The following is a 13,286-nucleotide window of genomic DNA, read 5'->3' as shown; positions in this document are numbered from 1 at the left end:
CTAGTTTAGGTCTCGTGGCCCTGAACATTGCCGATCTCGCCGAGCACGCCATCGACGCTGTGCCTGACCGTGTTGCCCTGATCTGCGGTGACGAGCAGATCACCTACGCCCAGTTGGAGGAGAAGGCCAACCGCCTTGCTCACTACCTCATCGACCAGGGTGTGAAGAAGGACGACAAGGTCGGGCTGTACTGCCGCAATCGCATCGAGATCGTGATCGCGATGCTCGGCATAGTGAAGGCCGGCGCCATCCTGGTCAACGTCAACTTCCGCTACGTCGAGGGCGAACTGAAGTATCTGTTCGAGAACTCCGACATGGTCGCGCTGGTGCATGAGCGCCGCTACGCCGACCGCGTCGCCAACGTGCTGCCCGAGACCCCGAACGTCAAGACGATCCTGGTTGTTGAGGACGGGAGCGACGAATCATTTACCCGCTACGGCGGCGTCGAGTTCTACTCCGCACTCGAGCAGGCCTCAGCCGAGCGTGATTTCGGCGAACGCAGCGCCGACGACATCTACCTGCTTTACACCGGCGGCACCACCGGTTTCCCCAAGGGCGTGATGTGGCGCCACGAGGACATCTACCGAGTGTTGTTCGGCGGCACCGACTTTGCCACGGGCGAGTTCGTCAAGGACGAGTACGACCTAGCCAAGGCCGCGGCGGAGAACCCGCCGATGATCCGCTACCCCATTCCGCCGATGATCCACGGCGCGACGCAATCGGCCACCTGGATGTCGCTGTTCTCGGGCCAAACCACTGTGCTGGCACCGGAATTTGATGCCGACGAGGTGTGGGCGACGATCGAGAAGTACAAGGTCAACCTGCTGTTCTTCACCGGTGACGCGATGGCACGTCCGCTGCTCGATGCGTTGACCAAGCTGCATGACGGCGACCACGAGCCGGACTTGTCGAGCCTGTTCCTGTTGGCCAGCACCGCCGCGTTGTTCTCCACCAGCATCAAGGAGAAGTTCCTCGAACTGCTGCCCAACCGGGTCATCACCGATTCGATCGGCTCTTCGGAAACCGGCTTCGGCGGCACCAACATCGTCGTCAAGGGCCAGTCGCACACCGGCGGACCGCGCGTCACCATCGATCACCGCACCGTCGTCCTCGACGAGGACGGCAATGAGGTCAAGCCGGGCTCCGGCGTACGCGGGATGATCGCGAAGAAGGGCAATATCCCGGTCGGTTACTACAAGGACGAAGAAAAAACCCGGCAGACCTTCCGAGTTTACAACGGTGTCCGCTACGCGATCCCTGGCGATTACGCGGAGGTCGAAGAAGACGGGTCCGTGACCATGCTTGGCCGTGGCTCGCAGTCCATCAACAGCGGCGGCGAGAAGATCTATCCCGAAGAGGTCGAGGCCGCGCTCAAGGGCCACCCGGACGTGTTCGACGCGCTCGTGGTGGGCGTTCCGGACGAGCGGTACGGCAACTGCGTCGCCGCCGTCGTGCATCGCCGCGATGGCACGAACCCGACGCTTGCCGAACTCGACGCCTTCGTGCGCAACGAAATCGCGGGATACAAAGTGCCGCGCAAGGTTTGGTGGGTCGACGGAATCCAGCGGACCCCGGCCGGCAAGCCCGATTACCGGTGGGCGAAGGACCAAACCGAGGAGCGTCCCGCCGACGACGTGCACGCCAATCATGTGGGGTCCTCAACATGATGGGGCGTGCGAAGCGACGGGAGAGTTAGATGCGCACCGAGCTGTGTGACCGCTTCGGCATCGACTATCCGATCTTCGTCTTCACGCCATCGGAGAAGGTTGCCGCCGCGGTCAGTAAGGCCGGTGGGCTTGGCGTGCTCGGGTGTGTGCGGTTCAACGACGCCGAGGACCTCGAGAACGTGCTGTGCTGGATGGACGAGAACACCGACGGCAAGCCGTACGGCGTGGACATCGTCATGCCCGCCAAGGTGCCGCAAGAAGGCTCAGCGGTCGACATCGACAAGCTCATCCCGCAAAGCCATCGCGACTTCGTCGCCAAAACCCTTGCCGATCTTGGTGTTCCACCGCTACCGGACGAGGGGGAGCGCAACGAGGGCGTGCTCGGCTGGCTGCACTCGGTGGCACGGTCGCACGTCGAGGTGGCGCTGAAGCATCCGATCAAACTGATCGCCAACGCGCTTGGCTCACCGCCTAAGGACGTCATCGACCAGGCTCATGAGGCCGGTGTTCCGGTGGCCGCGCTGGCCGGCAGCGCCAAACATGCGCAGCGCCATGTGGAGAACGGTGTCGACATCGTCGTCGCGCAGGGCCATGAGGCCGGTGGGCACACCGGCGAAATCGGGTCGATGGTGTTGTGGCCGGAGATCGTCGACGCACTCGACGGCAAGGCGCCGGTGCTGGCGGCCGGAGGCATCGGCACCGGCAGGCAGGTGGCCGCCGCGTTGGCCCTTGGCGCACAGGGTGTCTGGATGGGCTCGGCGTTTCTGACGTCGGCGGAGTACGACCTCGGCCACCGCAAGCCGGGCGGAGTGTCCACCATTCAGGAAGCGCTGCTGCGCGCCAACTCCAGCGACACCGTCCGCCGCCGCATCTACACAGGCAAGCCCGCGCGGTTGCTCAAGACCCGGTGGACCGACGCGTGGGATGAACCCGATGCACCGGAGCCGTTGCCGATGCCGCTGCAGAACATCCTCGTCAGTGAGGCCCATCAGCGGATGAACGATTCGGACAATCCCGACACTGTCGCGATGCCGGTCGGCCAGATTGTCGGGCGAATGAACGAGATTCGTCCCGTCGCCGACATCATCGCGGAGTTGGTCCAGGGGTTCGAGGACGCCACCCGACGCCTCGACGGGATTAGGGAAAGCTAGCCAAGCCGCGAAATGCACGTTTTGCAGACAGAGTGCGAGTAAACGTCTGCAAAACGTGCATCTCGACGACAGCTACGGCGTGATCTTCGTGTCCGTATCGATCACATCTGTTGCCGCGCCGATGATTTCCTTCTGGTCCTCGAGGCCGTCGGCGTTGAGCTGCAGGACGTAAAGCCCGTCGCTGCCGGGGATCACGACCGTCTTCTGCGCGACGATCTTCGTCTGGCCGTCCTGGGTCCAGGTGCCACCGAGCTGGTAGGCCGGATACTCGCCAAGGGTGCTCGTCTCGCCCTCGTTCATCGGCTTCCACCCGGGCAGGTTGTTGAGCTCACCCGGCGCCAGGTCGATGATCTTCTGCGGGTCGACGTTGCCGGTCAGTTTCGAGACCAGCGCGACGAGGCTCGGCGTGTAGTCACCGGCATCCGGGCCGGTGTAAACGATTGCGCCGTAGGCCCAATCGGGAGTGTCCGCACCGGCGGGCTCCCAGCCGTCGGGAATCGGCAGATCGATGGTGGGCGAGCCGGGATCCCCGCGCTTGACCGGCGTCTCCTGAATGTTGTTCTCCGCGATATAGCTGGCGATCGTCGGGTTCGGTCCCTTGGCGTTCTCATCGCGCGGAGCCACCTTGGGCTTGGACGAAGGAGCGGCCTTGGCGCTCGTCGATGTGCTGGTGGACGTCTTCGTCGAGGTGGATGTACTGGGTGCAGTCTTGGTGTCAGAGCCGCAACCGGACAGCACAATCGCGAGCGCCGCCGCCATCGCCGTAGCCCCAGTGATTGCTGTGCGTTTCACTAATCAACTCCTGTCAGTCTGTGCTCGCCGGTTGCCGTGGCGGCAAACGGATTCGGCGGATATGCCGTAGCGAAGCGTATTGCAAAACCGCACTTATACAGGCAGAGTAGATCTACTCAATCCACCGTTGCTCGAATCTCAGCAAGGGTAGGCGGATTCGATACGGTACATGTCCGATTTGTTCACGACAGTGTTCGCAGCGCCGATTTAGCGTTGCCGTCATGGATATTCGTCTGACATCTGCTGTTTTCCAGATCTTCGCACACGAGTTATCACGATCCCTGGATTTCTATCGACTGCTCGGCCTGCCGATTCCCGACTCGGACGGACCACACGTCGCGGTCGAACTGCCCGGCGGCAATACGTTGTCGTTCGACACCGATGAGGAGATCGCCCGCATGCATCCGGGATGGGCGCCGCCAGCGAGGCAGCCGGACGGCCGAGTGGCATTGGCCCTCGGGATGGGCTCGCCTGCGCAAGTCGACGCCTTGTTCGAGAAGGTCACGGCCACAGGCCATGCCGGTCCGCTCAAGCCCTACAACGCGCCGTGGGGCCAGCGCTATGCGACAGTGGCGGATCCCGACGGCAACTGGGTAGACCTGTTTGCGTCGCTCGAAACCTGACGCAACGGCAGCCCGGCCAGTTCGCGGACCTCGCGGTGCAGGTGCGGCTGATCCGCATACCCAGCGCGGGCGGCCACCTCTACGTAGGGCAGCCCATCGCCCAGCAGTCGCACGGCTCGCCGGAACCGCAGGATTCGGCGCAGCATCGCTGGGCCGTAGCCGTAGATCGCCGCACACTGCCGCTGCATGGTTCGGCTTGACCAACCGATTTCGCGCGCCACATCGGTGACGGCCGAACCCGCTGCAAGCCTGTTGGTTACGTGGTCCAGTAGCGACAGCGACCAGGGTGCGGTCTCCGGCCGGGGCACGTCGGATGCGAATGAAGCCGCCAATTCCACCAACGAACGATGGCCCGGCGTCGTTCGCAACTCGGACAACACAACGCGTTGGTTGCGCAGTTCTGAGGCAGGAACTCCGAGCAGACGGGGCAGCACTCCGGGATGAAAACGCAAGCCCACGAACGGTTCTCCGTTACGTGGGTGGACTGAAGCGCTGGTGTCAGGCCCGGCCACGATGATCCGGCCGTCCATGCGCATCAAGTCCATGCAGCCGTCGGGAAGGACCCGCACTGCCTCGGGCCGGCCGTCCACCACCCATGCGCATTCGACCAGGTCGCGCAGCGCGGCCGGTGGCGAAAACTCGCGGTAGCCCACGATCGCCAGGCTACCGCCGCGTCACGACAACAGCGGAGCCGCGAAACTGCGGGAAGGTCGCGAGATTGCACTTATGGCGCGGCGCACTCGAAGTTCCACTCAATAACTGCAGTTTCGCGACGCACCGCGCTATCAGCGGTTGATCCGATACACCGGGTCGGCGCAGTCGGTGCCCTCAGCCTGCAGCTGCCGCTTGATCACCTTGAACGTCTCGGTCCGCGGCAGCTGTGCTCCGACGCGTACGAACGACGGCCATTGCTTGGGCCCGAGATCTGGCTGCTCGGCCAAAAACGCCGCGAATTTCTCCGCGTCGAACTCGGCGCCCTCGGTGAGCACCGCCGCCGCCATCACCTGATCACCGACGTCTGGAGCAGGGATGCCATACACCGCCACCTCGACCACGTCAGGGTGGCGCAGCAGCACCCGCTCGATCGGCGCCGACCCGAGGTTTTCGCCGTCGACGCGCATCCAATCGCCCAGCCTGCCCGCGAAGTATGCGTACCCGTTCTCGTCGCGGTACGCCAGGTCGCCGCTGTGGTACATCCCTCCGCGCATCCGCTCGGTCTCGGCATCGGGGTCGTTGTAGTAACCCTCGAAACGTCCTGCGTCCGAGATGTTTACCAGTTCACCGGTCACACCGGGCGGGCACAACTCACCGGTCTGGACATCGACGATCTCGGTGCCAGGCGGTAGCGGGCCAAGTGCGCCGGGCGGGGTGTCGGGTGTGCGGCCGATGGCGATGCCGCCCTCCGTCGACCCGAAGCCGTCCATCACCACCGTGTTGAACCGCTTGGCGAACCGCTCCACATCGGCAGGCGCACCCTCATTGCCGTAGACGGCGCGCAGCGGGTTATCCGCATCGTCGGGGTGCTCCGGGGTGGCGAGCACATACGACAACGGCTTGCCGACGTAATTCGCATACGTCGCGCCGTAGCGGCGGACATCGGGGATGAACTGCGAGGCAGAAAACTTGCGCCGCAACACGAGCGAACCGCCACACGCGATCGCCACCGCCCAACCGACCAGCACCGCGTTTGAATGAAACAACGGCATCGCTACGTAGCAGACGTCGTCAGGCCCAAGCGAGAAGCGCTGCGTCATCGTGACACCCGCGATCGCGACCTTGCCCGTGCTGCACTTGACTGCCTTGGGTTCACCGCTGGTGCCCGAGGTGTAGATAAGCATGAACAAGTCGCTCGGCTGAGCGTCGTATGCGACGACGGGGGTGTCCCGGTACCCGGCAACCTCGGCCGCCCACTCCGGCGAATCGACATCGATGTAGTCGACATCGAGACCCGTCGCCGACACCGAATCAGCCAGTACCACTTGGCAATCCGCGTGGGTAACGTCGCGGGCCAGGGCGGCACCCCGCCGCACCGGATTCAGCCCCACCGGCACAATGCCCGTCAGCGCCGCGGCGACGAGCACCGCCGAGAAGAATGGGGTGTTCTGCAGCAACACACCGACGTGCGGCGGCTGGTCCGGATCGAGGCGCGCCTTCAAAGCCGCAGCGACCGCGGCACCGTGGGCGATGTGGTCACGCCAGCCGGTGAAGCCGTCCTCGAAGTAGACGCCGCGATCGTCGACCTCGATCAGCGGTGCCAGCAGGCCGGTGACGGTCGGCAGGGTCACGTCGCCGCCGCCACCTGCCCCACGGCGACCGTCATCGAGACTGTAGTTACCGTGTTAGCTACTCGCACTTTTCCTCGCTAACTACAGTTTCGCGGGCCGATGAGTCCACTAAGCGGGGGTGTCGGCCAATTCACGGCCAATGCGCAGCAGCTGCCCGGTGGCGCTGCCGACCGCGAACTCGGTCTGCTTGGCCGCCAGGAAGTACCGGTGGACGGGGTGGTCGAGGTCGATTCCAACGCCGCCGTGAACGTGCACGGTGGTGTGGGCCACGCGGTGACCGGCTTCGGCCGCCCAGAACGCAGCGGTATTCACGTCGACATCCGCGGGCAGATCCTCGGACAGTCGCCAGGCCGCCTGGGTAACCGTCAGCCGCAGCGCCTTCACGTTGATGTAGTCATCGGCCAGCCGCGACGACACGGCCTGAAAGCTGCCGATCGGCCGGTCGAACTGCTCGCGCTCCCGGGCGTAGGACGCAGTGAGCTCTAACGCCCGGTCGAGCACGCCGAGCTGATACGCGCTGCGGCCCAGAGCGCCGTGGGTGGTCAGCCACCCAACGACTTCCTCGCCGCCGACGATGCGATCGGTCTCGACACCGTGCAGTTCGAGGTGGCCGACGCTGCCGAGACCGGTGGTGTCCAGGCTCGTCACCGTCACGCCCGCATCGTCCTTGCCGATCAGGAAAACCTTGGTGCCCGAATCGGTTTCGGCCGGGACGAGAAACGCGTCGGCGACTGGTCCAAAGGCAACCTGCGTACGCGAGCCCGTCAACCGATAGCCAGCGCCGGCTGCTGTCGCCCGGACCGGGCCATCGCCCATCTCGCCGTCCAGCGCGACGGCGATGATCTTCTCCCCGTTGACAGCCGGGGTCGCCCACTCCTGCTGCAGCGCGTCGGTGCCGAACTTCGCCAGGGCGCCCGCGCCGAGCACCACCGAATCCAGATACGGCACTGCTGAGAGTTGCCGGCCCAGCGCCTCCAGTACGGCCACCTGCTCCAGCACGCCAAAACCGCCGCCGCCCAATGACTCCGGCGCGGCGGCTGACAGGATGTCGGCCTCGATCAGTTTGCCCCACAGGTCACGATCGAAGCGCTCGTCGAGCTTGTCCAGCTCACGCTGATGTTCATTGGTGCAGACCGCGTCGGTGATGGTGCGGGCCAGACCGCCCAGATCGTCCGCGGCTTCCGTCGTCTTGAAATCCATGATGTTCCTTACCGATTGACCCGGGGCAGTCCGAGCGCGACCATGCCGATGATGTCGCGCTGAATCTCATTGGTGCCGCCGCCGAACGTCAAAATCAGGCAGCTGCGATGCATGCGCTCGACACGCCCGCGCAGCAGCGCACCGGGGGAGTTCGTGCGAAGCGTGCCCGCCGTGCCGAGCACCTCCATCAGCAGGCGGTACGCCTCGGTGGCCAGTTCGGTGCCGTACACCTTGGCCGCTGATGCGTCTGCGGGAGACGGTGCGGCTTCTTCGGAGGACGCGAGCTCCCAGTTGATCAGCTTGAGCACCTCGGCCTTGGCGTGCACGCGGGCCAGGTTCAGCTGCACCCACTCGGAGTCGATCAGCCGGTTGCCGTGGATGTCCTTGGTGTTCTGTGCCCATTCGCGAACACCGTTGAGCGCCATGAAGATCGGCTGCGCAGAAACGAGTGCGACCCGCTCGTGGTTGAGCTGGTTGGTGACCAGCTTCCAGCCCGCGTTCTCCTCGCCGACCAGGCTCGTGACGGGGACGCGGACATCCTGGTAATAGGTGGCGCTGGTGTCGACCCCGGCCATGGTGTGCACCGGTGTCCAGGAGAAGCCCTCAGCGGTGGTCGGCACGATCAGCATCGAAATACCGTGGTGCTTCTTGGCCTCGGGGTTCGTGCGCACGGCCAGCCATACGTAGTCGGCGTATGCGATCAGGCTGGTCCACATCTTCTGACCGTTGATGATGTAGTCGTCGCCGTCGCGCACCGCGGTGGTGCGCAGCGCCGCGAGGTCGGTGCCCGCGCCGGGCTCGGAGTAACCGATCGAGAAGTGCAGTTCACCGGCTGCGATCTTCGGCAGAAAGAACTTCTTCTGCTCGTCGCTGCCGAAATGCATGATCGTCGGGGCGACGCTGTTGATGGTCAGGAACGGCACCGGCACGTTGGCGATCGCGGCCTCGTCGTTGAAGATCAGGCTCTCCATCGGCGCGCGCTCCTGGCCGCCGTACTCCTTGGGCCAGTTCAGAGTGAGCCAGCCGTCCTTGCCCATCTGCTGGACCGTCTCGCGGTAGACGTTGCCGCGCCCCATCTCGCCGCCGTCACCCGCGGACAACGCCTCGGCACGTTCTGGCGTCATGAGTTTGGTGAAGTAGGACCGCAGTTCGCGGCGCAACTCCTCCTGCTCCGGGGTGTAGCCGATCCGCATCGCCATGTCCTCACGTCTTGGGTACTTCTGGTGTATTAAGAAAGCCGTCATGTGGCCCGCTCTCACCCCCGGTTGTAACACGTTCTAGTCTTGGGGTCCAGGCCGGTGCCACACTGGTGCTCACAGCAGCGCTGACCACGAGGAGGTTTGTCATGCGAGTGGAAGTGGACCGTGACCGCTGCGAGGGCAATGCCGTTTGCGTCGGAATTGCCCCCGACCTGTTCGATCTCGACGACGAGGATTACGCCGTCGTGAAGGCCGACCCGGTACCGGCGGACCAGGAGGACCTGGCCGAACAATCGATCGCCGAGTGCCCACGAGCTGCCCTGATCCGCAGAGACTAGAGGTATTCATAAAGTGACTCCGCAGAACGACGCGACCGATCTGTCCGGACTGGTCGCGGTGGTGACGGGTGCGGCCGCAGGGCTGGGGCGCGCCGAAGCCATCGGGCTTGCTCGAGCGGGCGCGACGATCGTCGTCAACGACATCGCGGGTGCGCTGGACCGCTCCGACGTCATTGACGAGATCGCCACTGCCGGCTCCAAGGCCGTCGCGGTCGCGGGCGACATCAGCGAGCGCTCGACCGCCGATGAATTGGTGGAGACCGCCGATGGTCTTGGTGGACTCGGCATCGTCGTGAACAACGCGGGGATCACCCGTGACCGCATGCTGTTCAACATGTCCGACGAGGACTGGGATGCGGTGATCGCCGTACATCTGCGCGGCCACTTCCTGTTGACCCGCAACGCCGCCACCTACTGGCGGGCCAAGGCCAAGGAAAACGACGGACAGGTTTACGGCCGCATCATCAACACCTCGTCGGAGGCGGGCCTGGCAGGGCCCGTCGGCCAGGCGAACTATGGCGCCGCCAAGGCCGGTATCACCGCGCTGACGCTGACCGCAGCGCGTGCATTGGAGCGCTACGGGGTGCGGGCGAATGCCATCGCCCCCCGCGCCCGCACCGCGATGACCGCCGACGTCTTCGGCGATTCACCCGAACTGGCCGATGGCCAGATCGACCCGCTGTCGCCCGAGCACGTGGTGAACCTGGTGCGGTTCCTCGCGTCGCCCGCGTCGCGAGATGTGAACGGACAACTGTTCATCGTCTACGGACCTACGGTGACGCTCGTTGCGGCGCCAACGGCCGAGCACCGCTTTAGTGCGGATTCCGAGGCATGGGACCCTTCGGAGCTGTCGGAAACGTTGCGGAAATACTTTGCTGACCGTGATCCCGAACGGAATTTCTCAGCAATGGCCCTCATGGGTCAAGGAGAATGACGTTCTCCGTTTGTGGACCTTCCTGACCGTTAGAACATGTTACAGATGGACCTGAGTCACAGTGGCTTTGACCTGCGAAAAAGTTACGATTTAGAGTAGTTTTTCCGTTCTTTGACACTGCGAACTTGTTCTAGTTAGTATGATCCGGCTCACTAAGAGCAACGCTTAAGAAAAGGGTGGGAGAGCCGCCGCGGGGAGTGGTCTCAAACTCTTCGCCAAGGCGCACGTTCCGCGCCGCGCCAGAACGGAGCCCAGGTTGAGGCAGCAACTCGCCATTCCGGCTCGGGCCGTCGGCGGGTTCATGGAAATGTCTCTCGACACCTTCCGGGCGATATTCCGTCGACCCTTTCAATTCGGTGAGTTCCTCGACCAGACCTGGATGATCGCGCGGGTTTCGATCGTTCCGACGCTGCTGATCTCGATTCCGTTCACGGTGCTGGTCGCCTTCACCCTCAACATTTTGTTGCGCGAAATCGGCGCCGCGGACTTATCCGGATCGGGTACCGCTTTCGGTACCGTCACGCAGCTGGGCCCCGTCTCAACCGTGCTGGTCGTTGCCGGAGCCGGTGCGACTGCGATCTGCGCCGACCTAGGCGCCCGCACCATCCGTGAGGAAATCGACGCGATGCGGGTGCTGGGCATCGACCCGATCCAGCGCCTGGTGGTGCCGCGCGTTCTGGCGTCGACGTTCGTCGCACTGCTTCTCAACGGTCTTGTGATCGCGATCGGCCTGAGCGGCGGCTACGTATTCTCCGTGCTGTTACAGGGCGTGAACCCCGGCGCGTTCATCAACGGCCTGACCATCCTGACCGGGTTGGGCGAGTTGGTCATTTCAGAATTCAAGGCATTGTTGTTCGGCGTCATGGCGGGGCTCGTCGGCTGCTACCGCGGCCTGACAGTCAAAGGTGGACCCAAGGGTGTCGGAGAGGCCGTCAACGAGACGGTCATCTACGCGTTCATCTGCCTCTTCGTGATCAATGTCCTGATGACGGCAATCGGCATTCGGATCCTGGGCCGTTGAGCGAGCTGGGGAATTACGACATCACGCTGCGGTTGCGGCGGGCGTTCCGACGGGTGCCCGGGGCGGTGGACAGCTTCGGGGAACAGGCCCTGTTCTACGCGACGTCGGTCCGATACATACCCCTCGCGTTGCGGAAGTACCGCATGGAAACGGTGCGGCTGATCGCAGAGATGACGTTGGGCACCGGTGCCTTGATACTCATCGGCGGCACGGTCGGCGTCGCGGCGTTCCTCACCCTGGCCTCTGGCGGGGTCATCGCGGTTCAGGGCTACCAGTCGCTGGGCAACATCGGGATCGAGGCGCTGACCGGGTTCCTGTCCGCCTTTCTCAACGTGCGCATCGTCGCCCCGATCATCGCGGGTATCGCGCTTGCCGCCACCATCGGCGCCGGCACCACAGCCCAACTCGGCGCGATGCGCATTGCCGAGGAGATCGACGCGGTCGAGGCGATGGCCGTGCACTCGGTGGCTTATCTGGTTTCGACTCGGATCATGGCCGGGCTGGTGGCGATCATTCCGCTGTACTCACTGGCCACGCTTGCGGCGTTCTTCTCTGCCCGCGCGATCACCGTCTTTGTCAACGGCCAATCCGCCGGCCTCTACGACCACTACTTCAATACGTTCCTGATACCGACGGACCTGCTGTGGTCGTTCGCTCAGGCCATCGTGATGTCGATCGCGGTGATGCTGGTGCACACCTACTACGGCTACAACGCGTCGGGCGGCCCCGTCGGCGTTGGCATCGCCGTGGGTCAGGCGGTGCGGACATCGCTCATCGTCGTCGTGGTCATCACCTTGTTCATTGCCCTTGCCGTATACGGCGCGTCCGGTAACTTCAACCTGTCGGGGTAAGGGGAGACGTCGTGTCGAGGACTGCCGCGATCAGAATCGCCGCCGCTGTGTTGGCGTCGATCATCGTGGCGTTCACCGTGTTTACCTATCTGGCATACACCGCCGCGTTCACCCCCACCGACTCCGTGACGGTGACGTCGCCGCGCGCGGGCTTGGTGATGGACAAGGAAGCCAAGGTCAAATACCGCGGTGTCCAAATCGGCAAGGTCGAAGACATCGCATATACCGGCAATCAGGCGAAGCTGACGTTGGCGATCAACCGCGACCAACTGCGTTACGTCCCGTCGAACGCGTTGGTGCGCATCGGCAGTACCACGGTGTTCGGCGCGAAGTCGGTGGAGTTCATCGCACCGCCGCGGCCGGACCGCACGCCGCTGCATCCTGGCGCCAATGTCGAGGCTCAGTCAGTGCAGCTGGAAGCCAACACATTGTTCCAGACACTGACCGACGTGCTGCACAAGGTCGACCCGATCCACCTGAACGCAACCCTGTCGGCGATCGCCGAGGGTTTGCGTAATCACGGCGACGACGCCGGCGCCGGTCTTGCGGGGTTGAATCAGTTTCTGGCGCAGGTGAATCCAAAGCTGCCAACGGTTGAGTCGGATATCGCGCAAACCGCGAAGGTCGCAAACATCTATGGCGATGCGGGCCCGGATCTCGTCACTGTGATCAACAATGTGCCGACGATCAACCAGACGATCATCGATGAGCAGGACAACCTGAACGCCACGCTGCTCGCGACAATCGGTTTGGCGAACGCGGGATCCGACACGCTTGAACCGGGAGCAGACGATTACATCGCGGCGATCCAGCGGTTGCGGGCACCGCTGAAGGTGCTGGGCGACTATTCGCCGGAAATCGGCTGTGTATTGCAGGGCGCCAAGACGGCCGGTCAGCGCGGAGAACGGGTTGTCGGCGGCATGCACCCGGGCGCAATGGTGAGTTCCAGCTTCGTGCTGGGCGTGCCGTCCTACACCTACCCAGAGAGCCTGCCCATCGTGAACGCGTCCGGCGGTCCCAACTGCCGCGGCCTGCCCGACATTCCCACCAAGCAGTACGGCGGCTCCTGGTACCGGGCGCCATTCCTAGTGACCGACAACGCCTACATCCCGTACGAGCCCTTCACGGAGGTTCAGGTCGACGCGCCAAATACGTTGCAGTTCCTCTTCAATGGCGCATTCGCAGAACGGGACGATTTCTGATGAGCGCTTGCGCGAAGAAGCGG

13 protein-coding genes are annotated in these 13,286 nt (G+C 64.0%); 8 read left to right on the top strand and 5 right to left on the bottom strand.

Features of this window, described 5'->3' with window-relative positions; genetic code table 11:
* The first annotated feature begins 14 nt into the window (after positions 1–14).
* Positions 15–1,667 (top strand): acyl-CoA synthetase, encoded by a 1,653-nt coding sequence (locus tag MYCSM_RS27725; protein ID WP_015309497.1) that lies wholly within the window; start codon positions 15–17, stop codon positions 1,665–1,667.
* 29 nt (positions 1,668–1,696) lie between these two features.
* Positions 1,697–2,818, top strand: coding sequence for an NAD(P)H-dependent flavin oxidoreductase (locus MYCSM_RS27720; RefSeq protein ID WP_015309496.1), 1,122 nt, complete (start codon positions 1,697–1,699; stop codon positions 2,816–2,818).
* A gap of 72 nt (positions 2,819–2,890) precedes the next feature.
* Here MYCSM_RS27720 and MYCSM_RS27715 read toward each other — a convergent pair whose 3' ends face one another.
* On the bottom strand, positions 2,891–3,610 hold the full coding sequence (locus MYCSM_RS27715; RefSeq protein ID WP_015309495.1) for an LpqN/LpqT family lipoprotein: 720 nt from the start codon (positions 3,608–3,610) through the stop codon (positions 2,891–2,893).
* 221 nt (positions 3,611–3,831) lie between these two features.
* Between MYCSM_RS27715 and MYCSM_RS27710 the strand changes: the two genes are divergently transcribed.
* The gene (locus MYCSM_RS27710; RefSeq protein ID WP_015309494.1) at positions 3,832–4,233 is read left to right on the top strand and encodes a VOC family protein; all 402 of its coding nucleotides are present in this window, start codon (positions 3,832–3,834) and stop codon (positions 4,231–4,233) included.
* On the opposite strand, the gene MYCSM_RS27705 is transcribed toward MYCSM_RS27710, so the two are convergent.
* The 4 genes from MYCSM_RS27705 to MYCSM_RS27690 all read right to left on the bottom strand — a co-directional run bounded on the left by MYCSM_RS27705 (position 4,170) and on the right by MYCSM_RS27690 (position 8,911).
* A complete protein-coding gene (locus MYCSM_RS27705) occupies positions 4,170–4,886 on the bottom strand; it encodes a helix-turn-helix domain-containing protein (RefSeq protein WP_015309493.1) in 717 nt (238 codons plus the stop codon). The two genes, MYCSM_RS27710 and MYCSM_RS27705, sit on opposite strands and share 64 nt — an antisense overlap.
* 132 nt (positions 4,887–5,018) lie before the next feature.
* Complete coding sequence (gene fadD17 / locus MYCSM_RS27700) at positions 5,019–6,518, bottom strand: long-chain-fatty-acid--CoA ligase FadD17 (RefSeq protein WP_015309492.1); 1,500 nt, start codon at positions 6,516–6,518, stop codon at positions 5,019–5,021.
* A gap of 108 nt (positions 6,519–6,626) precedes the next feature.
* Entirely contained in the window at positions 6,627–7,718 is a 1,092-nt protein-coding gene (locus MYCSM_RS27695) for an acyl-CoA dehydrogenase family protein (protein ID WP_015309491.1), read from the bottom strand.
* A gap of 8 nt (positions 7,719–7,726) precedes the next feature.
* The gene (locus MYCSM_RS27690; protein ID WP_015309490.1) at positions 7,727–8,911 is read right to left on the bottom strand and encodes an acyl-CoA dehydrogenase family protein; all 1,185 of its coding nucleotides are present in this window, start codon (positions 8,909–8,911) and stop codon (positions 7,727–7,729) included.
* Positions 8,912–9,063: 152 nt separating this feature from the next.
* Between MYCSM_RS27690 and MYCSM_RS27685 the strand changes: the two genes are divergently transcribed.
* The 5 genes from MYCSM_RS27685 (at position 9,064) to MYCSM_RS27665 (ending at position 13,263) form a co-directional block, all read left to right on the top strand.
* On the top strand, positions 9,064–9,255 hold the full coding sequence (locus MYCSM_RS27685; RefSeq protein ID WP_015309489.1) for a ferredoxin: 192 nt from the start codon (positions 9,064–9,066) through the stop codon (positions 9,253–9,255).
* 13 nt (positions 9,256–9,268) lie between these two features.
* Positions 9,269–10,189, top strand: coding sequence for a 3-oxoacyl-ACP reductase (locus tag MYCSM_RS27680; protein ID WP_015309488.1), 921 nt, complete (start codon positions 9,269–9,271; stop codon positions 10,187–10,189).
* 256 nt (positions 10,190–10,445) lie between these two features.
* Positions 10,446–11,210 (top strand): MlaE family ABC transporter permease, encoded by a 765-nt coding sequence (locus tag MYCSM_RS27675; protein WP_041312775.1) that lies wholly within the window; start codon positions 10,446–10,448, stop codon positions 11,208–11,210.
* Between the two features lie 5 nt (positions 11,211–11,215).
* Positions 11,216–12,061 carry an MlaE family ABC transporter permease gene (locus MYCSM_RS27670; protein ID WP_041315136.1) on the top strand — a complete coding sequence of 282 codons (846 nt, stop codon included), beginning with the start codon at positions 11,216–11,218 and terminating at the stop codon, positions 12,059–12,061.
* A gap of 11 nt (positions 12,062–12,072) precedes the next feature.
* The gene (locus MYCSM_RS27665) at positions 12,073–13,263 is read left to right on the top strand and encodes an MCE family protein (RefSeq protein ID WP_015309485.1); all 1,191 of its coding nucleotides are present in this window, start codon (positions 12,073–12,075) and stop codon (positions 13,261–13,263) included.
* Positions 13,264–13,286: the final 23 nt, after the last annotated feature.

The organism is Mycobacterium sp. JS623, from assembly GCF_000328565.1.
Classification (GTDB): Bacteria; Actinomycetota; Actinomycetes; order Mycobacteriales; family Mycobacteriaceae; genus Mycobacterium.
This window is presented reverse-complemented; position numbering and strand designations above follow the sequence as displayed.